The sequence below is a fragment of the Lewinellaceae bacterium genome, from assembly GCA_020636105.1.
Taxonomy (GTDB): Bacteria; Bacteroidota; Bacteroidia; order Chitinophagales; family Saprospiraceae; genus BCD1.
The window spans coordinates 703,826-728,340 of record JACJYL010000002.1; the positions used below are offsets into that span (position 1 = coordinate 703,826).

17 protein-coding genes are annotated in these 24,515 nt (G+C 43.0%); 7 read left to right on the forward strand and 10 right to left on the reverse strand.

Going from position 1 to position 24,515, the window contains the following annotated elements; translation table 11 throughout:
* Positions 1-47: 47 nt before the first annotated feature.
* Positions 48-785, reverse strand: a complete 738-nt coding sequence (locus tag H6571_20005; protein ID MCB9326034.1) for a DUF4197 domain-containing protein — start codon at positions 783-785, stop codon at positions 48-50.
* 369 nt (positions 786-1,154) lie between these two features.
* Between H6571_20005 and H6571_20010 the strand changes: the two genes are divergently transcribed.
* Complete coding sequence (locus tag H6571_20010; GenBank protein ID MCB9326035.1) at positions 1,155-2,696, forward strand: gliding motility-associated C-terminal domain-containing protein; 1,542 nt, start codon at positions 1,155-1,157, stop codon at positions 2,694-2,696.
* An 86-nt stretch (positions 2,697-2,782) separates the two neighbouring features.
* On the opposite strand, the gene H6571_20015 is transcribed toward H6571_20010, so the two are convergent.
* From H6571_20015 to H6571_20030, 4 genes are all read right to left on the reverse strand, one after another.
* The gene (locus H6571_20015) at positions 2,783-5,698 is read right to left on the reverse strand and encodes a molybdopterin-dependent oxidoreductase (protein ID MCB9326036.1); all 2,916 of its coding nucleotides are present in this window, start codon (positions 5,696-5,698) and stop codon (positions 2,783-2,785) included.
* A 55-nt stretch (positions 5,699-5,753) separates the two neighbouring features.
* Positions 5,754-6,134, reverse strand: coding sequence for a four helix bundle protein (locus tag H6571_20020; protein MCB9326037.1), 381 nt, complete (start codon positions 6,132-6,134; stop codon positions 5,754-5,756).
* Positions 6,135-6,223: 89 nt separating this feature from the next.
* Positions 6,224-7,825 (reverse strand): polysulfide reductase NrfD, encoded by a 1,602-nt coding sequence (gene nrfD, locus H6571_20025; GenBank protein MCB9326038.1) that lies wholly within the window; start codon positions 7,823-7,825, stop codon positions 6,224-6,226.
* A gap of 486 nt (positions 7,826-8,311) precedes the next feature.
* On the reverse strand, positions 8,312-9,301 hold the full coding sequence (locus H6571_20030) for an SH3 domain-containing protein (protein MCB9326039.1): 990 nt from the start codon (positions 9,299-9,301) through the stop codon (positions 8,312-8,314).
* Positions 9,302-9,636: 335 nt separating this feature from the next.
* Here H6571_20030 and H6571_20035 point away from each other — a divergent pair, with 335 nt between their 5' ends.
* Positions 9,637-10,554, forward strand: a complete 918-nt coding sequence (locus H6571_20035) for a hypothetical protein (protein ID MCB9326040.1) — start codon at positions 9,637-9,639, stop codon at positions 10,552-10,554.
* Between the two features lie 129 nt (positions 10,555-10,683).
* Positions 10,684-11,412, forward strand: a complete 729-nt coding sequence (locus H6571_20040; GenBank protein MCB9326041.1) for a metallophosphoesterase — start codon at positions 10,684-10,686, stop codon at positions 11,410-11,412.
* Positions 11,413-11,438: 26 nt separating this feature from the next.
* Here H6571_20040 and gatB read toward each other — a convergent pair whose 3' ends face one another.
* The 5 genes from gatB to H6571_20065 all read right to left on the reverse strand — a co-directional run bounded on the left by gatB (position 11,439) and on the right by H6571_20065 (position 17,754).
* The gene (gatB, locus tag H6571_20045; protein MCB9326042.1) at positions 11,439-12,890 is read right to left on the reverse strand and encodes an Asp-tRNA(Asn)/Glu-tRNA(Gln) amidotransferase subunit GatB; all 1,452 of its coding nucleotides are present in this window, start codon (positions 12,888-12,890) and stop codon (positions 11,439-11,441) included.
* A gap of 41 nt (positions 12,891-12,931) precedes the next feature.
* Positions 12,932-13,972, reverse strand: a complete 1,041-nt coding sequence (locus H6571_20050) for a DUF3667 domain-containing protein (GenBank protein ID MCB9326043.1) — start codon at positions 13,970-13,972, stop codon at positions 12,932-12,934.
* 144 nt (positions 13,973-14,116) lie between these two features.
* Positions 14,117-15,268 (reverse strand): CapA family protein, encoded by a 1,152-nt coding sequence (locus tag H6571_20055; GenBank protein MCB9326044.1) that lies wholly within the window; start codon positions 15,266-15,268, stop codon positions 14,117-14,119.
* 23 nt (positions 15,269-15,291) lie between these two features.
* Positions 15,292-16,272 (reverse strand): M23 family metallopeptidase, encoded by a 981-nt coding sequence (locus tag H6571_20060; protein MCB9326045.1) that lies wholly within the window; start codon positions 16,270-16,272, stop codon positions 15,292-15,294.
* Positions 16,273-16,725: 453 nt separating this feature from the next.
* A complete protein-coding gene (locus tag H6571_20065; protein ID MCB9326046.1) occupies positions 16,726-17,754 on the reverse strand; it encodes a sterol desaturase family protein in 1,029 nt (342 codons plus the stop codon).
* A 620-nt stretch (positions 17,755-18,374) separates the two neighbouring features.
* Here H6571_20065 and H6571_20070 point away from each other — a divergent pair.
* The 4 genes from H6571_20070 to H6571_20085 all read left to right on the forward strand — a co-directional run bounded on the left by H6571_20070 (position 18,375) and on the right by H6571_20085 (position 24,506).
* Positions 18,375-19,265 (forward strand): sterol desaturase family protein, encoded by an 891-nt coding sequence (locus H6571_20070; protein MCB9326047.1) that lies wholly within the window; start codon positions 18,375-18,377, stop codon positions 19,263-19,265.
* A gap of 13 nt (positions 19,266-19,278) precedes the next feature.
* Positions 19,279-20,973: a hypothetical protein gene (locus tag H6571_20075; protein MCB9326048.1), complete on the forward strand. Its 1,695-nt coding sequence runs from the start codon at positions 19,279-19,281 to the stop codon at positions 20,971-20,973.
* Positions 20,974-20,986: 13 nt separating this feature from the next.
* Positions 20,987-22,438, forward strand: a complete 1,452-nt coding sequence (locus H6571_20080; GenBank protein ID MCB9326049.1) for an aminoacyl-histidine dipeptidase — start codon at positions 20,987-20,989, stop codon at positions 22,436-22,438.
* A 157-nt stretch (positions 22,439-22,595) separates the two neighbouring features.
* The gene (locus H6571_20085) at positions 22,596-24,506 is read left to right on the forward strand and encodes a pilus assembly protein TadD (protein ID MCB9326050.1); all 1,911 of its coding nucleotides are present in this window, start codon (positions 22,596-22,598) and stop codon (positions 24,504-24,506) included.
* Positions 24,507-24,515: the final 9 nt, after the last annotated feature.

Genomic DNA, 24,515 nt, shown 5'->3' on the forward strand with positions numbered 1-24,515 from the left:
CTTTTTAGCTCAATCGTAATTCATAATTTCTCATTCTTAAATTCCGATCAGTCCTGTTTTGCAAAAACTTTTTTCAAAAGATCGGTTTTACGGTCCCCGACATTGGTACGGATGGAGGCTTCTTTCTTTTCCACCAGGTCGAACAGGCCCACCAATGCTTTCTGGGTCACATGGCTGTCCAGTTCTGGGTTTGTCTTGGTCACAAATGGAATTTTGTTGTACGCCCCGACGGCTGTACGCCAATATTCCCGCGCATTGACCTCATCCAGGGCCGATTGGATCACCGGCATAAATTCATTAAATAAGGATTGATAGGTCGTTTTGTGCAGGTAAGCGGTGGCCGCATTCTTTTCGCCCATCAGGATATTCATGGCATCCTTGAAAGTCATTTGTTTGATGGCACTGACGAAGATGGGTTTGGCCTTCTGCACGGCAATTTCAGCGGCCCGGTTCATTTTTTCTTCGAGGGTTTGCTCCACATTCGACCATCCCGGAACGGCACGCAGTTTTGCGGTGACTTTTTGGGCTTCCTCCGGAAGCAGGATTTTGTAAGCCGTTTTGTAATAACCGTCTTCAGCGGAGAGAAAATCCACGGCCTCTCCTACCCCTGCATCCAGGGCTTCTTTTAGACCGTTGCCAATTTCTTCCTGGGAAAGGGCACCTCCTCCGGAAAGGGTTTGCTCCACTTTATTTTTGGCCTTATCCAGAGCACCTTTAAACTGTGCATTGGCCTGAAAAAGAAAAGGCAACATCATCAGGGTAAACATAATTCTTTTTAACATCATGGTATTATTATTTTTAAAAATGAGCATCGTGATTCAAAGAAAAGGGATTTTTTGTTTGTTAGCTGGCAGGGAGGCTTGATTTAGGAAAACTTTAACGGAGGTAAGGGTTTATTTAACCTTTTCGGAAAAACAGGAATGCGCCTTTGCAAAAATTTGAACAATTTTTACCTGCCCCCCTAATGGCAGAAGCTGCTGTGAAATAAAAGTCATCCGTCTGGAAAATTCTGAACTTTTTTCAAACCGGATAAGATTTAAGTAATACCTTTGGAAAACTGGACAGGAAAGTTAATTAGATTTTTAATCTTTCAAATAACAGCAGGATCAGACCTGAGATGACCGATAATGTTATTTTTTTATAAAACATTGAAAATGAAATATTTACACAAAGAATCAACTGACAGCTATTTACTCTTTAATGCTCTGCCTCGCTTAAATCAGATACCATCTAGTATGTATTTTGCTTTAAAAACGATAAGGATTTTGAGTCTAATAACCTGTTGTACAACTTATTTAAGTGGGCAAGCTCCATTTTACCTAAATGGAAGTGCCATCGCCTCTAATGATAGTTGTTATCAACTCACTTCCGATGTAAATTGGCAGGTGGGGTCAATTTGGAATGGAGAAAAAGTAAACCTAAACGAATCCTTTTTAGTAGCAGTTAATTTGTTTTTAGGCTGTAAGGATGAAGATGGAGCGGATGGAATAGTATTTGGTTTGCAACCTTTAAACACTTCTATCGGTACAGCCGGAGGCGATATGGGTTTTGGCGATGTGGAACCATCATTAGGAGTAGAATTTGACAATTTTCAAAATGTAGATTATGGCGACCCTATCTTCGATCACATAGCAATTGTTCGTGATGGCAGAATGCAACACAATATTCCTGGTGGCACTCTGGCAGGCCCTGTCCAGGCTAATGTTAATAATCCTAATGTTGAGGATTGCGCGTATCATAAAATGGAGGTTGCCTGGGATGCTAACACGCAAACGTTGTCCGTTTTTTTTGATTGTGAGCTTCGGTTAAGTTACACAGGAGATATTGTAAATGAGATATTTAGTGGAGACCCTTTGGTTTTCTGGGGCTTCACATCTGCCACGGGAGGATTAAATAACATTCAGGAAATCTGCTTTTCCTATACTACATTTCTTGATGAATTAGCGGATCAGACGCTGTGTCCCGGATCAGCAATTCAATTGGAAGCCATTGGTGGAACATCCTATCAGTGGTCACCTTCTGAGGGTTTATCTGATCCAAATATTGCCAACCCAATCGCCTCCCCTGCGGAAACTACATTATATACGGTAGAAATTATGGACGATTGCGGTAACACTTTCTATGATGATGTTTTGATCACTATTGACAATGATCAGTTTGAAGTAGAAATAATAAACGCTTCAGGAAACATATCAGAAGTTCCATTAGGTGTCGAATCTACCTTAAGTGCAAATGTGGTTCCTGATGATGGTGGAAACTATACCTACCTGTGGTCTTCAACTTTGGGGAGTATTTCTTCCAGCCTCTCAGATAGTTCGGTAATCAGTACGCCTGATCAAATAGGGACCGAGACCATTACTGTTCAGGTTACGTCAGAAAATGGTTGTACTGGAGAAGCCAGTGTTAGCTTTGAAGTGGTAGGAATATTTTATGCAATACCCAATGTCTTCACTCCCAATGGAGACGAATTTAATGATGTATTCAAGGTTTACCATGTTGATGCAGGCATTAAGGTTTCCTCTATGAGCGTATATAATCGTTGGGGACAAAAGGTATTTGAAACATCAAACGATAGTGCCTGGGATGGTACCTATAAGGGCGAACCAGCCCAATCTGATGTTTATATTTATCATGCCGTTTTAGAATTAAACGGAGATTTGATTGAAGAATCAGGAGAGGTTACCCTCTTGAGATAATTATAATAGCCCTTCCTAAAAGGAAATAAAAACGGGAGAATTGAAACCTCAATCTCCCGTTTTTTTATCTGTAGGTATCTTTAATATTACCGCTTCTCCCAAATCTCGTCCTTCACGCCTCCTTTTTCGTCCATATTGTCGAAGTAGTAAGCCAGGTCGTTAGGCCTGAGCGAACGGTTGATCCACAGCGGACGACGCAGGCCATTCGGGCCGGGTGCCGGACGGGTCATGGCGAGCCATTCCTTGTAGTTTTCGAAGGATTTCTTCGTGTCTACGAAAATGTCCCCATATTTATCGTCTGGTCCGGGCACTTCAATCCTGATGCGCTGCAACCAGGCGTGGTGCCCGCTGATCGGATCGGGATGCACGGCGTGAGTGATGTTCTGATGTACACCACCATCGGTCCAGAAAACCCTTGAACTATCGTCATCAGCACTTTGGAACGGACGAATGCCCTGTAAGGTTTTCATCTTCCATCCGCCATTGCCGTCGTTTTCGATGCCCACGGTATTGGTGGCCCACCGGTTACCTACCTTATCTTGCGGTCTTCTCCACCGGCCGATATGGTGTGAACAGGCGACAATGCCCGGTTTGATGGACTGGGTTACCCAAACCTTATCCACGAAGAAACCGATATCCGTTACTATTTTTACCAGATCACCGGTTTTGAAACCAAATTTATTGGCTTCCTGCGGGTGCATCCAGATCGGGTTTCTATTGGAAATTTCCACCAGCCATTTTGCATTTCCGGAGCGGGAGTGGATCAAGGTCGGCAACCTGAAATTCGGCACCAGGCAATACTCGTTTTTCGACTTGTCGAGGTTGTCAGGGTGAATATGGCTCTTAATGTATTTAGGAATCGCATATTCGGGCCATTTCCAATCGACCATCGTTTGGGAGTAAAATTCATTTTTACGCGAAGGCGTTGGGAATCCGACATAAGGTGTTTCATTGATCATCACCCCGATATCTTTTCCTTTTTTGGAGATCACCCCTGTTTTTTCATCCGTAACGGATCCCGCGAGGTCCTCCGCAGAGAGGGTATGCTCATTCTTCATATAGGAGAACTTCTCGATTTCGAAGGCTCCCCACTTACGCATATATTCCAACTCGGCAAAGGCTCCGGAAAAACCATCTGCTTTAGCCGCTTCAGGCAAACCTTTGATGCGCTCAAAAATATACTGGTAATACTCGTCGATATTGATCTTTTCGCCTTCACGGTAAGGAGACATGAAGTGTTTACGAATGCCCAGGTCGCCGTCTTTATCGATACGCCATGACAATTCGATCCAGAATTCATCTTCTTCCCAAACTTCTCCCGGATTCACTTCATAGGTAAATTCAACTTTTTTGCCTTCCCTTCGGGCAGCTTCTCTCAATACCGGCTGTCTAAAGGCACACCACATCCCTCCGTGAGTTGCATAACTGTTGATGTCGTGCCTTTCGGCTGAATGACCCATCGGAAGTACGTAATCGGCAAAGAAAGCCGTTTCGTTCCAGGTAGGCGTCAGCGCAATATGGTTGGCAAACATATTTTCATCCATAAAGGCCTCCATCCAGGTAAATCCGTCGGGATAAGTCCATACCGGGTTGAATACGCGGCTGAAATAGACATCCATTTTACCGCGACCATCTTTCAGGAAGTGAGGCAAGAGGAAGCTCATTTCAAAGAATGACAGGGGGTATTCTTTAGGGAAATGCAGCTCGTTCCAGAATTTCTGTCCCGGAGGCACATCAAAGAATTGTGGTTTAAACTTACTCCAGGTATTAGGCGAGGTACCTCCAACGGCCCCCACACTGCCCATCACCACGTTGAGGAAGTGCAAAGCCCGGGAAACGGACCATCCGCCGAGGTTCCCGATAGAAGCAGAACGCCAGGTATGCGTAGAGAGCCGGCTACCGGCTTCACCGATTTTAATGGCCACTTCATTGATCATTTCAACCGTACATCCACTTTCTGAAGCGGCAAACTCAGGCGTAAATTCCTGGTATTCCTCGATCAGTTTTTCGATGAAAGTATCAAAAGTACGTTCCGCTTCAGGGTGTACATTTTCGAGGTATTCATCCCAATTGACCCATTTTTCCATATAGGCCCGGTTGTAATAACCTTCCACTAAAAGGATCTTTATCCATGCCAGCAAAATGGCCACTTCAGACCCCGGATAGGTAGGCATCCAGTAATCAGACATACTCGCTGTATTGGACAAACGAGGATCCATCGTCACCAGTTTGGCACCTTTCATTTTTCCTTCAATGATCCTTTGTGCGTGGGGGTTAAAATAGTGACCGCTTTCCAGGTGGGCAGAGATCAGCAGAATGACCTTGGCATTGGTATGATCCGGTGACGGACGATCGTGTCCGTACCACAACGCATAACCGGTCCGGGCGCCTGCTGAACAGATATTGGTATGGCTGTTGTGGCCATCTATTCCCCAGGCTTTCAGTACGCGGTCAGCATAGCCTTCGTGACCGGGACGGCCCACGTGGTAAGCCACCTGGTTCTGGCGTCCTTCCTGGAGTGCCTTGCGTATTTTGCCTGCAATTTCATCCAAAGCCTGATCCCATGTGATGCGTTCCCATTCTCCGTCCCCACGTTTTCCTTTGCGCTTCAGCGGGTAAAGGATACGGTCAGGATCGGTCAGCTGATTGATGGTTGCCGGCCCTTTCGCACAGTTCCGTCCTCTGCTGCCGGGATGATAAGGATTCCCCTCCAACTTCCTGATGGTATTGGTTTCCTTGTCAATAAATGCTGTCAGCCCACAGGCGGACTCACAGTTGAAGCAGGTCGTCGGCACGATGGAATAATGTTTCTTATCGCGTAACGGCCATGATTTGGCTTCGTACTCTACCCAATCGTTCCACTGCTCATGCGGCGGAAAATTGGTCAGATCTCCTTCCTCCGTCAGACGGTCGGCCGGTGTTCCCCAATCGCCGTGCAGATCGGGAATGATCTTAAGCTTTTCAGCTATTTTTTCTATAAATGAAGGTTTCTTGTGACCCATTGTAATTTTTTTTCAAAAAATTAAATAATCAAAATTCAATTTTCAATGCTCAAATTCATTTTGGGTTTTCTTCGAGTTTTAGGATCATTTTGGAGAAGATTTTTTTCAATTGATCTGCTTCATCCATAAGGTAATTCCAGTCATTCCAGAGGTCTTCTTCAAAATCATTGGATTCCTTAATAAGCCTGAACCAATAAAAACTCTCCTTTGACTCTTTGCGAACTATTTTCAACCGCATCAGCTTATCTTTTTGACTAAGCGACTCCACCGATTCAATGTAATTCGCACCTGCGGATCCTGAAGACCTTACCAGTTGTCTGGAATCCTCCTGGTTCGCAATGGTCGGACTTAATAGTTTCAAAATAAGCCTCACATTTTTAGCAAACTCAAAGGTTCTTTCCTCAAGATCAAAACTCGGTTGTTTTCTGTCAATCATCTTAGTTTCATTTGGTTATTAAAAATTGAATATTGTCAGTTGTTTTTTGGTAATTGAAAAGGCGCTTGCGCCGAACTTTCGCGTTTCGCTTAAGAAAGCGAAATGCGTTGTGGTGCTTCCACCCAAATTTTCTCTGTCAGGTAAATGCCGATCAGTACGATGATGCCTGCTATGGCCATAACCATTGGAGTGGCTTCAGCGAAAGACAGGATCAACAACGGAACGATATTACCAAAAACCATCACACCACCCCAGAACATGTTCTTGTACATGCCTTTGGTGATCATCTTAACGGTGCGCTTGGCGTCAGAAGTCGGATGCGTGATATTGATTTCTACAACGATAGTGAAGAAATTGATCAGGATACCGGCAATGAGGACCACTTTGAGGAATTCCATCCATGAAGCATTGTCATCAGCAAAAAGACTCAGGATGCTGAATGCTGCCGCACCGGCCATAAAACTGTGTACCAGCATGTGGATGACAAGCGAAGGGCTTTGCCAGAAATCGCGACCTTTTGCCTGGGCAAAAAGGAAAGCAGTGTAAATGGCAACGATCACGCCAATTGCCGCAGTGGCCCACATCAAAGGAGCCTGGAAAGCATCAACGGAGAAATATTTCAACACACCGAGCAGGGTGATTAACCCCCCGTAAATGGTGATGGAATATCCCCCTTTTACCAGCCATGATTTCCATTGAGGACGTAAAAGAACATTGAGGAAACGTTTAGGCTGATCGAGATCCATTACAAGCAATGCTCCGGTAGCGGTCAGGAAGAACAATGCCAGTCCAAGAGTCCACCAGTAGGTGGTATCACTTACCATATCAGCATTAAACAAAGTGGCGATAAAAAGCACCAGGAATGAACCGGCTGAAATCGCCTTGGTCCACACGTAACCGGAAACTTCCCAGCCCCACATAATCCCCTTGCTGGGCGCCTGGTAAGCTCTTCTTGGTTTTCCACGCATCACATCAAGTAAGGTACTTCCGCTATCGATGTTCTCTTCATTACTCTTTTGAATCGCATCGATCACATCAGGATTGGTAAAGGCCATTTTTTCGGCCTCTTTTGCATAATGCCCGACTCCGAGGGTCTGTGAACTCCACATGGATACGTCATCCGATGCAGCACTTGGCTGAAGGGAAGCCTGGTCTCCATCGATATAAAAGAGGTTCGGACTGGTTCCTTTTTCCCCCTTCCTGACAGAAACCTGCTGTCTGGCAAGTAATTGTGCAATTTCCGTTTCCGGGTTTTCCATATCGCCGGAAATGATGGCATGTTCCGGACATACATTTACACAGGCAGGCTCCAACCCGATATCCACCCGATGCGCACAGTAATTACACTTGGCCGCTGTTTCGGTTTTCGGATCGATGTAAAGCGCATCGTAAGGGCATGCCTGCATACAGGACTTACAGGCAATACATCTGCGGTTGTCAAAGTCAACAATTCCGTCAGGACGGATGAAAAGAGATTCCACGGGGCAAATCTCAACACAAGGTGCGTCTGTACAATGATTACACCGCATTACCGAAAACAATCGTCTGGAGTCCGGAAAAGTGCCTTTTTCAATGTACTTGACCCACGTTCTGTTTACACCCACCGCCACATCGTGCTCTGATTTGCAAGCGGTGGTACATGCATGACAACCAATGCATTTTCGATTGTCAATAACAAAACCGTACTTCATATTAATAAATATTTTGTGTTTGGTATTGCAGAAATTTTATGGTCTGATTTCAAACCAATACTTTGTTGGGTGTTCGTTGCCTGAAGCTGCAATACTTTTAAAAAAAAGCAACATATTAAAATATGAACAATTATACATATTTTTTATGTTTTAGGACATAATTTATTGGAAAACCGGAACTGTTTTTTGCTATTTATATTGGTTCTAAATAGAAAAGAACCGGCCCGCCAACCGCTTGCGTAATCCTTAGAAAAGCTTCTTTTCAAAAGGGTAACGCCAAGGGTCGCAGACCGGCCAAAAGAGCGAGTTAATACAGTTATATTTTGGGTGGACGGTGGGCAGGATGTCATAAAGCCATTGTTTAGCAACATCCATACGAGCTGACAATCAAAATCCCGCCAATCTGATCAATATTAATATCAAATCTTTCCGTCCTCTTATCCATAATTGCCTACGTCCAACGTTAGGCGAAAGCCATCTTCCTTCCTAATAGCAGTCGGGGAAATAAAAACTTGTTTCATAGTGTATCAATTCACCCCGGGATAAATCGGCAGATGAACTCATGAACAATTTCAATTCAGCATAAAACTCCCCGAAATAGAGCAGGTAATCATCTTTTCTGTCGCCATCGAGATCGGCACGACAAAGGATGCCGGAAGGAAATTCCTCCGAGGTATTGAGCGCCTGCTCCCGGCCGAAGCCGGAGACGATCAATTCAGTTTCCGACCAGGTGCCTTCCTCAAAGGATTCCCGGATCCTAAGGTTGTTTTCTTTTAGCAATCCCTCGTTGATAAAACTGCCGGCTTCACTCCAATTGAAGAAGCTGTTATTGTCTTCCGAATAAGTGTACATGGCGCCTTGAAGGGCTCCAACATTCATAGGCATCTTACTCCCTATCACAAGTTTCAGGTTTTTGTTGTCATCCGTGCTTGTGAAGAGCCAGGCGACATTGTCGAAATAGGTGATAAAGAAGCTGAGATCCACTTTTTTCAAAGACGGTTTGCCATTTTCATTGTACAACCCATACCAGTGCCACAAAGGATTGTAGTCCACCACATTATTGCATTCCTGCATTTCCGGGAGAACGATAGTATAGTCGGAAGTTTCCTTTGGATGGTCCTTCAATGTCCATCCAGGGCCCAGGAAGGAATTAAACATATAGCCTTTTTTTCCTCCATAACTAACTTTCACCCAATAACCAACGATGGGAATGTTGGAAATTTCCTCACTGCCTCCATAATAAAAAGCATGTTCACCAAGAGTATCTCTTCCGTAATACACGGTATCGATGATCTCAACCTTTTCTCCAAAGGGAACAGCAATCAGTTTTTTGGAGTGGAGATCCGGCTGCGAACGCATGTTGAGACCGTTGGTGGAAATGACCACATTATGACTGGTATCCACGGTCGTAAAATTGAATTGGGCAGAAATAATATTTCCGAAAAAAAGTGCGATGATAAAAAAAGTGGTTCTCATTGTGTTAAAATTTTATTGATTTCAGTTTGATTACACCACAAAGTTGGGGCTAAACCATCCGGAAGTCAGGGCCAAACGAGTATTCGTCAGGATTGGCTTATTATTCGTTGCCCCGGTGACGTTATGATGTTGCCATACTGCGATTTATGGATAAATGGAGAATGGATGACTGCACTTTGGTGAACGAAAATCTTTACACAACATTAAATGGAATGAATTAGGCTTCCGCTTCCGCTGCAATAGGGAAGGATAAAAAATCTTTGGTACAAATCGGGCAGAGTAAAAATTTTCTCCTTACTTTTAACTTTCGCATACATAAAACGAAAACTAATATTATGAAAATATTGACTGTTGTCCTGGGTGTAGTATTTATTCTGCTCGTATTGAGCCTGCTCGCAAGCACCATCATGGAGTTGATTGCAGCCTTTTTAGGCCTGCGAGGCAAAAACCTCAAAAAGGCCCTGGGTAATATGCTCATTGGGCTTAAGAAGGACGGTTCAACAGAGGATGGTACTTTCTTTAAAAAATTTCAGGAAAATGCCCTTTTCAAGCAATTATCATTCAAATACAGCAGTAAAACGACCAACCCACCTTCCTACCTGGATTCCAAATCTTTCCAATCCATTCTATTTGACATCATCCTCGGGGATGGCAAACTTTCCGAGACCGATATCATTGAGAAGATCAACGATATCGAAAACGCTGATCTCCGGAATGTACTCAACCAGCTGATCAGGGATGCCGACGGAAAAGTAGATGAATTTAAAAAGAAAGTTCAGGATTGGTATAATACCGTGATGGACAGGGCTTCGGGATGGTACACACGGATGGCAAAAAAAATCCTCATTTACGTAGGGTTGTCCATCGCCATTATCCTAAATGCAGATACACTGGCCATTTACGAAAGGCTGGAAAACGATCCGGAAACCCTTCAACAAATTGTTGCCATGGCACAAGACATCGCTTCCAAAGGAGATAGTGTAAATATCGTCAAACAAAATCTCAGTTTTGAAGAGGCGTCGGCTCAAATGAACTATATCATTGAAAACAATATCAACAGCATAAAATCACCCCTTGGCCTGGGATGGAAAAATGTAGATTTCGAAAAACTTACGTTCTATGACTGGTTGACCAAAGCAGTTGGCTGGATCATCACGGCACTGGCCATTTCCATGGGGGCACCATTCTGGTTTGATATTTTGAAAAAAATAGTAAGTATTCGTAACTCCGGGGCAAAACCTGAAAAGGAATAAGGGTGTCTCAACATTAAAACCACTGGTTGTTTTTTTTAAAGGAGAATTCCGTAACAGGAAACAGCAATTTTGTATGCTTTCTGAAGGCTTTCCTGTTACGTCTTTCTCCCCTTAATTATTATCCATACTATGAAAATCATTCAATTGACAGACCTGCATCTTGGCAAGGAAGGGGAAGACACCAACGGCATAGATGTCAGGGATAATTTTTTAAGGGCGCTTGAACTGGTAGAAGAGTGTCAGCCTGATTGTTTGGTCATTACGGGTGATCTGTGTTACAAGGCTCCTGAAAAAGAAATTTACGAATGGGCCAAATCCCATCTGGACAAGTTGTCCGTTCCCTTTGAGTTAATTGCCGGCAACCACGACGAACCCGTAATGATGTCAGAAGTATTCAATCTCAATGGGGACTTAAAGCCCGATGGGATTTATTATAGCCGTAAGATAGCCGGGGAAAAGATGCTGTTCCTGGATACCGCTCCTGCCAAAATTGCTCCCCCCCAAATGGAATGGATCAGGGAACAACTCAATAAACTTCAACAGGATCTCATCATTTTTATGCATCATCCGCCTCTGCTTTCTGACGTTCCGTTTATGGATAAAAATCATGCTTTCAAAAACCGGTCGGAAATCCAACAGCTCTTTTCTAATCATACCCACAATCTGACCATATTTACGGGGCATTACCATGTGGAAAGGACTTTAAGGCTGGGGAATATGGAAGTGAACATAACGCCTTCTACATTCTTCCAGATCAGTAGAAAATCACCCGCTTTTGAAGTTGATCATAAGGTCCCTGCCTTTCGGGTCATTGAAAAAAATGGAGGCAAACTGGGGCATAGTGTGGTATATTTTTGACCCTTGTTTTGTCCTACCCGTCAGGATCATCCCAGTTTTTCCAGCAACAGGGCATTGGTCGATTTAGGTTCCGCCTTGCCCTGGGACCGTTTCATGACTTCTCCCATAAAAAATCCGAGTAACCCTTTTTTTCCGCTTTGGTAAGCCGTCACCTTATCGGGGAAAGCAAGGATGACCTCATCCACGATTTTTTCGATGAATCCTTCATCACTGGTCTGGATCAATCCAAGTTGATTGGCCAGGTCAAGTGGAGTGTTCCCTGGTTTTTCCAACATCTCAGGCAACAGCCGTTGATAGGCCATAGCGTTGCTGATCTTATCCGTATCAATCAATTCTATCAATTCAGCCAATCCCGTCAATGATACCGGAAAGGCTTCGATGTCAATCTCCATATCTTTGCAGATCGGATTGATCCTGTTGATGATCAGATTGGCGGCTCCTTTGGTATTTTTGGTATGCTTGCACAATTCCAGGAAAAACAGGGCTACACTTTTTTCTTCAACCAAAATACCGGCATCATAAGCCGTGATGCCCATCGTTTCGGTAAAATGTACAAAATGCTGCTCCGGCAAAGTAGGCATTTCAGCTTTTATGCCCTCTATAATGGCTTCACTGGCTACGAAAGGAGGTAAATCAGGTTCCGGAAAATAACGGTAATCATGGGCATCCTCCTTATCGCGCAAAGGAGAAGTAGTTCCGGTAACAGGATCAAAATTTAATGTTTGTTGTTGCACTTTTCCACCACTTTCAATCAAGTCCACCTGTCTGGAAAACTCAAAATTAATCGCCCGCCGGGCAAATCGCATGGAGTTCATGTTTTTGATCTCACATCTTTCTCCGAAAGTTTCTTCGCCTTTTAACCGGACAGAGACATTACAATCGCAACGCATGGATCCCTGCTCCATATTCCCGTCGGAAATCTCAAGATAACGCACCAGGCGCCGCATATTGTTCATAAAAACATCCACCTCTTCCGCAGAGCGAAAATCGGGCTCCGTTACAATTTCCAGCAAAGGAACTCCTGCCCGGTTCAGGTCGATCAACGAATTGGTTTCATCCTGATCGTGGATGGATTTTCCGGCATCCTCCTCCATGTGGATATGGTGTATCCTGATCCTTCGTTCCGCTTCTCCTACCCTGACATCAATATGTCCGCCCACACAAACCGGTAGCCTGTCCTGGGTGATCTGGTACCCTTTGGGCAGGTCAGCATAGAAATAATTCTTGCGGTCAAAATAACTCACCGGGCTAATCCTGCTTTCCAGGGCCAGCCCCAGGCGGATGGCAAACTCGAATTGTTTTTTGTTCAACCGCGGCAAAGTGCCCGGGTGTCCCAGGGAGATCACGCTAATATGCGTATTGGGCTCCCCGCCAAAACTGGCATCGTCAGCGCAAAAAGCCTTGCTTTGAGTAGCCAATTGAACATGGACTTCCAGCCCGACGACTGTTTCGTATTTATCGTAATGATTTTTAGACATAATTGAATAACAATCCTGAAAATGAAAAAAAGTCCCCTCGCTTAAAACATAGCCAAACTAATCAAGGAAAACAAAACAAAAAAGATAATGGACAAAATCAAATAGGAAAATCCTAAAAATGAAAATTTGAAAAAAGTTTTTATTACCCCCTGATCATAAAAACGGCGCATCGCCACAAACAAATAAACGACTACGCCCAAAAACAGGGCCAGGTAGATGTTATAATTATCTAAATAGTGCCCGACCAGAATAAAAATGGTCGCCAGGAAAAAGGTAAAAGCATGAAAATGAAATAAGAAGGTCAGGTGTTCCACAAAATATCGTTTCCGCCTGATATACAAAAGCTTGAGCACCAGTGCTACTGCCGGCATCAGTAAAATCAACATCCAGATGAAATTGCCCAGCATATACCAGGTAAATCCGGACGGATCCTGCATGGTTTTGATCATTTGCCTGGCAAAAAACTGATTCCAGAATCCATCAATTTTGTATTTTTCGATGATTTCATCCCCTGATAAGGCAATCAAATCGTTGGAAGCTATCTTATAATTACCGTACGACCCGGCAAGATTTACCTTTAAAGTATCTGCATCCAGGACATTCAGCTCGGTTTTTATGGAATCGAATACGGCATTAACCGTGGCCTGATCCTTGAATTTAACGATAACGCTATCCTTAATCTCGGTCAGTTTCTTGTCTGCCTGAACCTTTTCTTTAATATTTCTCAGGCTGTTATTTTGGTTGATCTTCATGATGCTTTTTTTCACTCCTGAAAACCCAAGTACCGTAAAAAATAAAACGGAAACCAAAAAGAAAAGTCTGAAGGGCTGGTAATACTTTTTTCGAATACCTTTAAAGTAAACGATGGTAAGTTGCCCGGGAATAAAGATCGCTCTAAAGGTGCGTACTATTTTAGAGTCAATGTTGAGCACTGAATCAAAAAATTCAGCAAGGAGCTCTCCCAGCCGGGGTATCTTGCGCTGGACTTTTTGTCCGCATTTTGCGCAATATTTATCCGTGATGGCCATTTCAGCCTGGCAATTGGGGCAATTAGTGGTATTGGCGATTACATCAATTTCCATAGCTGGTTTATTATGGGTATAAATATAACCCGTTTTAAAGGAACCTTAAATACAAATCTTGATTTTTGAAAAAAATGATTTGTATTTAGGGTTCCTTTACCCAACAATAAGATTAGAAAATTCAGTTTTTTTTAGTGAATGAAATCACTTTTTCAGGAGGTTTCCCTCTTCATCGATGAGCAAGCTTGTTTCTGGAAAATCCTGGCGGGTGAGATTGCTCAGGGTTTTAATAGCTCTTTTTTGAGCGTCGATTTTAGGACCATGTGTTTTTTGCTGGTAAATGGGGATAATTCGACCGCCCAAAAAAGCTCCTTCAGGAGAAACTTCCAATTCAACGATGGGGGCAATACCTGCTTCTCCGCTCAAACTGAAGCGGCCATAGGTGCAAAAATTCCCCATACTATAAATGATAAACCGGTCCTTATACAATTCAGCCGCCCGGGTTACATGCGGGCCATGTCCGAAAACGACATCGGCGCCTGCATCTACCACGGCATGGGCAAATTCATACACATTGCCCCTGTTTTCTCCGTAATAATACTCTGTCTTGCGGGTCATGCGCTGGTGCTGACTGCCTTCTGCTCCTCCATGGAACGACACAATGACGATATCCGTTTCTTCGGCCAGACGGGAAACGATCTGTCTGGCTTTGGAAATATTTCGAATGTCAACGGTTCCTGAATTGGGTGCAAAAGCGCAAAAGCCATATTTTATGCCATTCTTTTCAAAAATGGCAAACTCATCCGTTCCGGCAAGCCCGGCAAATTGAATATTGGCCTTTTTAAGCACCTCTTTTGTCTTGGCCCGCCCCACAGCTCCAAAATCTCCCGAATGGTTATTGGCAATAGAAACCACATCAAAACCCGCATCAATGAAATGCTGGATATAACTTTCCGGAGAACGGAAAACGTAACAAACATCGGGATTCTTACAGCTCTTGGGGGTACCGCCACTGTCGAGGATGGCGCCTTCCATATTGCCAAAGGTAACATCTGCTGATTTCAGGATCTCCCTGACCTCCACGAGCAGGTCTTTACCTCCGTTTGGTGGCAGATAAGAGGTAGAAGGATAATTCGTACCCAACATCATGTCTCCCACTCCTATTATTTTAACCGACTTTTCAACAGGAAGTTCAGCAAGTAAGGTATCGTGGCTAATAGAATCCGGAGCCGCTACTGTAGCAGTTTCCCGATCGATAGTGGTGGATTGATGTTCCTGGCCACAGGCAGGAAATAGTGCTCCAAAGAAAAAAAGACTTCCAAAAAGGAAGTCTTTCAGTTTATCGTTAAATATCATTTTTAAAAAATATCTTATTAGTCTTAATCAAATGATTGATTTTCAGTAGCAGAAGCATTCACCAACTCCTGGTATTCTTCAGGGGTCAATCCATCCAGTACAAACTGAATGGGGTTAACTTTCTCTCCTTTAAGAATGACTTCGTAGTGACAGTGTGGAGCTGTAGAGGCTCCGGTATTTCCCACCAGGCCAATTTGTTCGCCACGAATCACCTTTTGTCCGACTTTAACATCGATACGTTGCATATGGCCATACAGGGTTTCATAACCGTAACCGTGATCAATGATCACGCGATTTCCGTAACCGCTACCCTGGCCCGCCTGAACGACAATTCCATTTCCGGTTGCCTGGATGGGAGTGCCACGAGGGGCTGTAAAATCAATCCCTGTGTGCATCTTGCGCACCTTATAGATCGGGTGCATGCGGTATCCAAAGCCTGAAAGCAATTTCACTGACCTGGCCAGTTTATCGCTACGAACAGGCTTAATAGAAGGTATGCTTGCCAGCATTTCTTCTTTTTCTTTAGCCAGTTCAATTACATCCGTCAGGGAGCTTGAATAGACATCCAACTTCTGCTTGACTTTGTCAATTTTTGTTTCAACTTCAGCCATTAGCTCTCCGGAATTTTTGAATTGGCGGAGATTTTTGTACTTGTCGTGCCCCCCGACACCACCTTCCCAAATACCGTCATCGATAGGATCCATGCCGTAAATGAGTCTGTGAGCGTAATCATGACGCTCCTTCACATCAGCCATAATGGCTGTAATTTCATCATAGGATTGACTCACGGCATTGAGCTCGCCTTTCAATACTTTGATCTCGCCCATCAGGGCTTTTTCATTAGGTGAAGGAAAATATTTATGTAAGACTAAAGTGAACAGTAACCCTGTGAAAAATACGGCACATGCAATGCCTAAAAACCTCAACAAGGTAGTCCTTAAAGGTTCTACAACTTTCTCATAACGTAACGTTTGAGTATTGTAGATGAATTTCTCTTTTCTCATGAAGTGTAATCTTAGCCAACAATCCCGGTTTTCATAAAAAAAACCAGCTTATCCCTATGAATTCTATGGCATTTTGAGGTTAATCGTATTTACGGATTTTTAATTACCGTAATACGAATTTTTAATATCTATATTGTCCCTCATTAATAGTTGCCAAAATTCCGCGGCTTCCCAAAATTAAAAGCGCCGTTGTGAATTACAAAACAAAAAGGTAATTATTATACAAAAGTGTAATCTAAAAAGTTCCAACTGTCTGTAAAATCACCAAATCAATTCAATTTACAAAGACTTTTTTAAAGTAATTGTTTAAAAACCAAACAATTTTTTCGTCCTGAAGGTAAATATCAGAAATCTATTGGAATGATTTTAACTTGTGCAAAAATTTAACAAAAAAAGTTATCCACATTCCGTAACGCTAAAAACACATTTTTGCTTTCCAGATGGTAAGTCTGTTTATTTTTGTTTCATTCCAAAGCCGTGCAAGTTCTGTCCGACGAACCCTTTTGGGAAAGTTTCCACCCCCGGAAAACCGAGTCGAATATCCCGTCCATCAGAAGGAATATAGGCTGTCCCAAACAGGTAATCCCAAACAGCCAGGGTCAATCCAAAATTAACGCCGTACCTTTTCTCCTGCGGCAAATCATGGGCGTGATGCCAGATATGCATCTCCGGGCTATTGAACAACATCCGCATCACCGGGCCCAAGAGAAAACTTCCACCTATTACAGCCCCTGCAAAAACACCCCATTTCGCTATGGTCGAAATATTTTCGAACAAATGTACATCCAACAGGCTGTTCGACAAGATGATGCCGATCAGTGCACCGACGACTGCTCCGGAAACGCGGCCATTCACCGTAATATTGGCATGGTTGAAATGGCCCCATGCAAGGGCAAAAATATGAATGATAAAAAAGTCATACAACCCGATTCCCAATAGCGCCAATGGAATGTACTCCAGCGTACGGTACACTATATTTTCCATCCAGTGATAACGAAGCTGTGCTGCAAACCCCATTTGCTCGACCGAATGGTGCACTTTATGATACTCCCACAACCAATCGACCCGGTGCAATAAACGATGGATCCACCATTGGGTAAAATCACGCACCACCATGCCCAAAAGCAGCACAGCCCAAAGGGGCCAACTCCGCATTGGATTCATCGATTGCAGATCCCACCCTGACAGGGCCTTAATGCCATCATTGAATAAATCCACCACGACCGATGAAGCAGCATTATAAATAATAAGGGAAAAAAGAAAAAAATTGAAAAACATGTAAAAAACATCCAACCAGAAATCTTTCCTCGGGACCGCCTGTTTTTTGCGCCAGGGCACCACGACTTCCAAAACAAAGAAAAACAGCGACACGATAATCAGCCAATAAAAATAATTGTGCCAGTCCGGATGTATAATCTCTTTCCAAAGATAGTTAGCATACCCTTTGTAAGCCTTCAGGAAAGTATCCCAGTATTGCATCATTCGTTTTAATTTTCGGTAAATTTAGTTCGACAAATGCAAAAATAAGCCAAGTGCTTCCAAATGAATGGTGACTATTATCACATAAATCAAGGTAGAAAGCAGGGCCATCCATCAAAAAATGGTAATATTCATAAAGAAATGACAAAAATCAGACTGAGTTCCTGATCTATATCATTTAAAATCAGCCCCTTAACCCCCAACTTAGCGTTGAAACAATATTAAGGAACAATTTATACAATCACCAAACATGGCTGAAGACCAAACCAATCTCTTCATTTTATTGAATACAATCTAAGTTTCCATATCAAAAATCCGGAGCGCGCAAGGTGATCCCTTCGTAAGTAATGTCTCCCAACTTGTAATGGATGCCAGCATAATTAAAAAATAAGTTAATGATTTTTCCATAAGGCTCCCATTCTTCGGATGGGAAGCCTTTTTTTTATTAGGCCACAACCTTGTGGAAGTCATGGGTTGAATGCTGGCATGCCCTGCATAAGAAAGAAATAAAGCCCGGCCTCATTTTACAAATGTTCATCATTTCTCAACTTTCCTCCAATAATCATTCTCAAACTTCCATTCTTCCCACATAAACCTTAGTTTTGCAAGCTAAATCAATTGACATGAATCCTGAGAAATGGGTGATCCTCTTCAGCACACCGATCTATGCGATTTTGATCGGTTTTGAATTTTTTTTCAGCTACTGGAAGGATCGAAAATTGTACACCGTTGCTGATACCACTACCAACGTATATCTCATGTTGCTAAACATGGGATTGGACGCCTTACTTAGAGTATTTTCGTTCTCTTTCCTGATGTATTTTTATCAATTCAGGATCGGAGAAATAACCAATCCTTTCCTTTACTGGTTTTTACTGTTTGTAGCCGAAGACTTTATTTTTTACTGGCTGCACCGCATTGATCACCACAGCCGATTATTTTGGGCCGTACACGTAACACATCATTCTTCGCCTCTCTTCAACCTGACCACCGGGTTCCGCTCTTCGGTCTTTCAGCCATTGTACCGGTTTTTCTATTTTATTCCGTTGTCTCTTGTAGGTTTTCAGGCCCTGGATATATTTTTAATGTATGCCATCACCCAGATATATGGCATTATTATTCATACGGAAACAGTAGGCAAGCTCGGTTTTTTGGAGAAAATACTGGTCACGCCTTCTCTCCATAGAGTGCATCACGCCACCAATATTCCTTACCTGGATAAAAACATGGGCATGTGTCTCATTATTTGGGATAAGTTATTCGGGACCTTCGCGGAGGAGGATGAAAGCATAACCACCCAATACGGCCTTTTTGAAAAAGAGATCAAAAGAGACCCGATCAATATAGTTTTCCACGAATGGAAAGATCTTTGGAAAATACTTAAAAGACCATTACCTGTTAAGACAAAATTTTTGTACCTTTTCAAGCCTCCGGGATGGAGCCATGACGGGAGTACGAAAACGTCGAAAGAGCTTCAGGAAGAATACTTTACAAATATTAATTCTACCAATTAAAAACTGAAAACAAATGAAACGTATTATTATTTTACTATTAGTATTAATTAGTTTAAATCTTTTTGGCCAGGAAAAAGCCCCCTTAGTTATTTTTAAAGGCAAAGATTACCCCACCCGTTTCCTAAATGAAAATGGAGAGGTACTTTTTACATTACCTCAAGGTGATTATCCACTGGGGAAAAATTACCTTGGAGGTATATTTGGCTATTTATCGAAAGTGTTTGGTGAACCTGGTTTGAGCTTATACCAAAATGGAATTTGTGTAATCAAAAATAAAAACGAGGAAGTTCATTGGCTAGATCAAAATGGGGAAACCATCAAATCTTTCGGCAACCAATATCATTACATGGGTACTTCCGGCAATTCCTTTTACCTTGCAAAAGAAACCAATGAATCATCTTATCTCACCTTTTTAAACTATGATGGTGAATCTGCTTTTGAAAATAATAAATTCTGGAATGCAACTCACTTCAGTGAAGGTTTGGCGGGTGTTCAATTTGAGGATAAAAACGGCCAATATGCGTATATTAACCAATATGGCGAAACAGTAATTTTTATTAATGAACTATTTGGAGATCATAATTTTAATCTATTTCCCTTTACGGACGGTTTAGCCAGAGTCAAACAAATGGTAAAATCCGGGACATATAGTACCAATGACTATTACTACTTTATCGACAAAAATGGTAAAATTATTCTAGATCTTTACAAATTATTCCCAGGAAAAAGTATTAGTGCTAACATCCCATTCAAAGATGGTGTAACGGCTATAAGTATTGCTACCCCAAATACTAGTTCAAGAGATCTTGTTTTCATAAATTCCTCAGGAGAAACTTTATTGGAATTTAAAAATGCAAACCTGGCTTCCGCATTCAATAAAGGTGTTGCCTTTATTTCTAAAAAATATGAGGAGAATGGTCTTTTGAAAAATAAAAAACTCTTAATTGATAAATCAGGTAAAATTTTAGACCTTGGAATTGATACAGAAAAAGAAGAAATTATGAGAACCTCTACTTCAAATAACTTCTACTTCTATATACAATCTTATCAATTCGAGGATCATCAATATGTTTCCAGATTGTATAGTTATGAAACGAAAAAGCCTGTGTTTGAAACCATTTCCAAGATAATAAGTTATAATGAAAACCTTGTTTTACTAGATATAAACGGATTAAAAAACTTTGAATTGGTTAATATTTTAACGGAAGAAACGATTTGGGCAAACCCTCCGGAGGAAGTTTGGTTTACATCAATTGAAAAAGCATTAGCGTATAAAGATAAAGTTAAAAACTTTATTTTTGATTTCAATTCTGGTGATTTTTCCAAGCTTTTTTATTTTAAAAATTTAACCCATTTAGAAATTAAGGTTTTCCAAAACGAATCCTGGTTAAAAGAAATCGCGAAAATGGAGAAACTTGAATATTTTTCAATTAACTACGTTAACAACATAAAATCCCTACCTCCTGAAATCGCCAACCTAAAGAATTTAAAAAAATTAACAATTTTAGATTGTACCAAATTGAGAAATATTGAACCCGTTATCCTTAAGTTGGAATCTTTAGAAGAACTGGAACTGTCCAACTATGTGTTAGAAAATGGCTTTAAAGAAAAAATAAAACTTATCAACCCGAAACTCAAAATAATTACATCTTTCTTTTATAATGACGAGGGAGAGGAGTTGTTCTATAAACCTGATCCAATAGATTAAAACCTATAATAATATGAACGATATAAGAAACCTGGAGCCCAAAGCACTTTGGAATCATTTTGCAGATTTGAATGAAGTGCCAAGGCCCTCCAAAAAAGAAGAAAGAGTCATTGAATTTATGAAAGCCTTTGGTGAAAAACTTGGACTGCCTACCATGGTAGATGAAGTGGGCAATGTGATCATCAAAAAAGGGGCAAGCCCCGGCATGGAAGGCCGTCAGACCCTGGTATTACAGAGCCACCTGGATATGGTCCATCAGAAAAACAGCAAAACGAATTTCGACTTCGACAAAGAAGGCATCAAAATGCTGATCGACGGCGACTGGGTGAAAGCCGATGGCACCACCCTTGGCGCAGATAACGGCATAGGTGTTGCCTCCATTATGACGCTCCTGGCTTCCGATGACATCCCCCACCCTCCTCTCGAAGCGCTTTTTACGATTGACGAAGAAACCGGTATGACGGGCGCCATGGGATTGAAAGGCGGGCTGCTCAGCGGCCATGTCCTGCTAAACCTCGACACGGAAGATGATGACGAACTGACCATCGGCTGTGCCGGAGGAGTGGATGTCAATATCAATGGCACTTATCGCGTAGAAGCATCAGGCGACCACTGCACGGCCTATAAACTCAGCGTAACCGGCCTCACCGGCGGGCACTCCGGTATGGACATTTACAAAGGCCGTGGCAATGCCAACAAAATCATCAACCGACTGCTTTTTGGAACGACAGACCCATTTACCCTGAGAATTGCGGAGATCGACGGCGGTGGATTGCGCAATGCCATTCCAAGAGAATCCTTTGCTATAGTAGTCGTTCCCAACGACCATTGTGCCGCTTTTGAGGCCCATATCCAATCGCTGGAACCGGTACTGAAAAACGAATACCTGACCACCGATCCCGATCTTCATGTCAATCTTGAAAAAACAACCGTTCCGCCTAAAGTCATGCCGGAAATGGATCAGAAAAAACTATTGCGTTCCATTTACGCCTGTCCAAACGGCATCTACCGCATGAGCCCCGACATCAAGGACCTGGTACAGACTTCCAACAACATTGCCCGGGTGCTCGTTAAAGACGGCATCGTGCAAATTCAATGTCTGACCCGGGGTTCTGTCGACAGTGAAAAGATGGATTTGGCCCAGGCCATTCAAAGTACTTTTGAATTATTCGGTGCAGAAGTTACCTTCACTGGGGGCTATCCAGGCTGGGCGCCCAAACCGGAAGCCGGCATCGTCAAACTGATGAGCGGCCTTTACAAGGAATTGTTCGATGGCGAAGCCAAAGTGGCCGCCTGTCACGCCGGACTGGAATGCGGCATCCTCGGCACCAATTACCCCGATATTGAAATGATCTCCTTCGGACCGAATATTCGCGGGGCACACTCTCCCGACGAGAAGGTGCAGATCAGCTCCGTGCAGAAGTACTGGGGCTTTTTGCTGGAGACCTTGAAGCGGGTGAATTAAGCAGGTACCCTCAGGTTCAGTGATTTGAAGTTGAGCGTAGCTTATCGTGAAAACAAAAGCTGAGCTATCATGATTTTTTATAAAATAGGGTGTAACTTGAAGTTACGCCCTATTTTTTTTCATACTTTCGTGTATTCGTAGCTCAAAACCAATGCTGATGCAAGCTGGAAGGCCTCTGATCGGATTATCTATTTTACTTAACTCGATATTTATTTCGTGCTCTGATGATCCGGAGCCCAAAACTATTTACAAGAACCTCGCCCCCGATGCCCAATACGTTGGTATGCAGGCCTGCCTCACCTGCCATTCGGAAGTGCACAAGACTTTTCAGTACACGGGAATGGGGCGTTCTTTTGCTCCCGCGCATCAGCGCAACAGCCAAGCTGTATTTGATGACAATGCCCTGGTTTATGATGAGGGATCCGATTTTTATTATTTTCCGTTTGTGAAGGACAGCCTGATGTATGTCAGAGAATTCCGGCTGGACGAAAAGGGCGATACCATTCATCAACGGGTAGAAAAGATCAGTTATATCGTCGGCTCCGGACATCATACCAATTCTCATATCATCGATATCAACGGTTATATTTTCCAGGCTCCGGTGACGTATTACACCCAGGACGGCAAATGGGATATGGCGCCCAGTTTTCGGGAGGAAGGAAACTTGCGTTTTGGGCGGGCTCTGGACTCAGAGTGCATTACCTGCCACAATCATTTTCCCACCCATGTTTCCGGCAGCCTCAATAAATTTACCGCCATGCCTTCGGGAATTGAATGCGAGCGCTGTCATGGCCCCGGAGGGCTGCATGTGGAATCCATCAACGCGGGCATTTTGGTCAATACGGAAAAAGAACCCGATTATACCATTGTGAACCCCGCTAAATTACCCCGGAATTTGCAGTTGGACCTGTGCCAAAGGTGTCACTTGCAAGGAATTGCGGTATTGGAGGAGGGAAAGACTTTTTACGATTTCAAACCCGGGATGCCCCTCAATGAGGTATTTAATGTGTTTCTGCCTCGTTTTGCAAATTCCGATAAGCAGTTCATCATGGCTTCCCAGGCCGACCGGCTCCGGCAAAGCCAATGTTTTCAAAAAACGGACATGACCTGCCTCTCCTGTCACAACCCACATGAAAGTGTCCAACAACTGGATCCCCAATATTTTGTCAATATATGCTTGAAGTGCCACCAGTCAGATGATCAAAAAAAATGCAGCGAAACTTTAGAAGAAAGGTCTAAAGTGGACAACCAATGCAGTACTTGCCATATGCCAAAATCGGGAAGCATCGACATTGCCCATGTGAGGATTACGGATCATAAAATTCAGCGGTCTCCTTCAAAGGAAAAAAATTTAAACGGAAATAAGTCTTTTTTCGGCCTGGAAATGCTCACCAAAACAAACCCGGGAAAACTGGATATGGCTCGTGGTTACCTGGCCTATTATGATAAATATGCCACCGTCCCGAATTTACTGGACTCCGTTAAATTTTACCTCGATCAATGTGCTCCCGATCAATCCGGCGTTTTTGATGCTGAAATTCACTTTTTGTTTAACAAAAAGGACTATCCTTCCATAATCCAAAAAGCAGAAGACCGGGATACCAGCCAGATCAGGGATGCCTGGACCGCCTACCGTATTGCCGAAGCATATTACCAGGCAGGCGATCCCATCCAGGCCATTTGGTTTATTGAAAAGGCTGCTAAAATGCAACCTTTAAACCTCGATTTTTTGGAAAAAGAAGCCATTATTCTCCTTGCGTTGAGACGCTACAAAGAAGCACGTTTGACTTTTGATTTTATCCTTTCGGAAAACCCCAAACGACCGGAAACCTTATGCAACCGTGGGTTTCTCCACGTTTTGCAGGGCAATCTGCCTTTAGGTGAATTATTGTACGACCAGGCCATTGCCCTCGATCCCGATTACGAACAGGCGCTGATCAATAAAGCCGCAGTCCGGAATGCTTCAAATGATAAGGAAGGGGCATTGAAACTCGTTAAACGAGTACTAATCATTAATCCGGATAATTTACAGGCTCAACAAGCATTGGGGCAATTAGGAATCAGGTGATTTTATGAC

What these genes read in the sequence shown, in the direction of transcription:
- H6571_20005 (MCB9326034.1), bottom strand. Translation starts at nt 785, where the DNA reads ATGATGTTAAAAAGAATTATGTTTACCCTGATGATGTTGCCTTTTCTT.
- H6571_20070 (MCB9326047.1), top strand. Translation starts at nt 18,375, where the DNA reads ATGAATCCTGAGAAATGGGTGATCCTCTTCAGCACACCGATCTATGCG.
- H6571_20010 (MCB9326035.1), top strand. Translation starts at nt 1,155, where the DNA reads ATGAAATATTTACACAAAGAATCAACTGACAGCTATTTACTCTTTAAT.
- H6571_20055 (MCB9326044.1), bottom strand. Translation starts at nt 15,268, where the DNA reads ATGATATTTAACGATAAACTGAAAGACTTCCTTTTTGGAAGTCTTTTT.
- H6571_20030 (MCB9326039.1), bottom strand. Translation starts at nt 9,301, where the DNA reads ATGAGAACCACTTTTTTTATCATCGCACTTTTTTTCGGAAATATTATT.
- H6571_20050 (MCB9326043.1), bottom strand. Translation starts at nt 13,972, where the DNA reads ATGGAAATTGATGTAATCGCCAATACCACTAATTGCCCCAATTGCCAG.
- H6571_20020 (MCB9326037.1), bottom strand. Translation starts at nt 6,134, where the DNA reads ATGATTGACAGAAAACAACCGAGTTTTGATCTTGAGGAAAGAACCTTT.
- gatB (MCB9326042.1), bottom strand. Translation starts at nt 12,890, where the DNA reads ATGTCTAAAAATCATTACGATAAATACGAAACAGTCGTCGGGCTGGAA.
- H6571_20035 (MCB9326040.1), top strand. Translation starts at nt 9,637, where the DNA reads ATGAAAATATTGACTGTTGTCCTGGGTGTAGTATTTATTCTGCTCGTA.
- H6571_20075 (MCB9326048.1), top strand. Translation starts at nt 19,279, where the DNA reads ATGAAACGTATTATTATTTTACTATTAGTATTAATTAGTTTAAATCTT.
- H6571_20015 (MCB9326036.1), bottom strand. Translation starts at nt 5,698, where the DNA reads ATGGGTCACAAGAAACCTTCATTTATAGAAAAAATAGCTGAAAAGCTT.
- H6571_20085 (MCB9326050.1), top strand. Translation starts at nt 22,596, where the DNA reads ATGCAAGCTGGAAGGCCTCTGATCGGATTATCTATTTTACTTAACTCG.
- nrfD (MCB9326038.1), bottom strand. Translation starts at nt 7,825, where the DNA reads ATGAAGTACGGTTTTGTTATTGACAATCGAAAATGCATTGGTTGTCAT.
- H6571_20060 (MCB9326045.1), bottom strand. Translation starts at nt 16,272, where the DNA reads ATGAGAAAAGAGAAATTCATCTACAATACTCAAACGTTACGTTATGAG.
- H6571_20065 (MCB9326046.1), bottom strand. Translation starts at nt 17,754, where the DNA reads ATGATGCAATACTGGGATACTTTCCTGAAGGCTTACAAAGGGTATGCT.
- H6571_20040 (MCB9326041.1), top strand. Translation starts at nt 10,684, where the DNA reads ATGAAAATCATTCAATTGACAGACCTGCATCTTGGCAAGGAAGGGGAA.
- H6571_20080 (MCB9326049.1), top strand. Translation starts at nt 20,987, where the DNA reads ATGAACGATATAAGAAACCTGGAGCCCAAAGCACTTTGGAATCATTTT.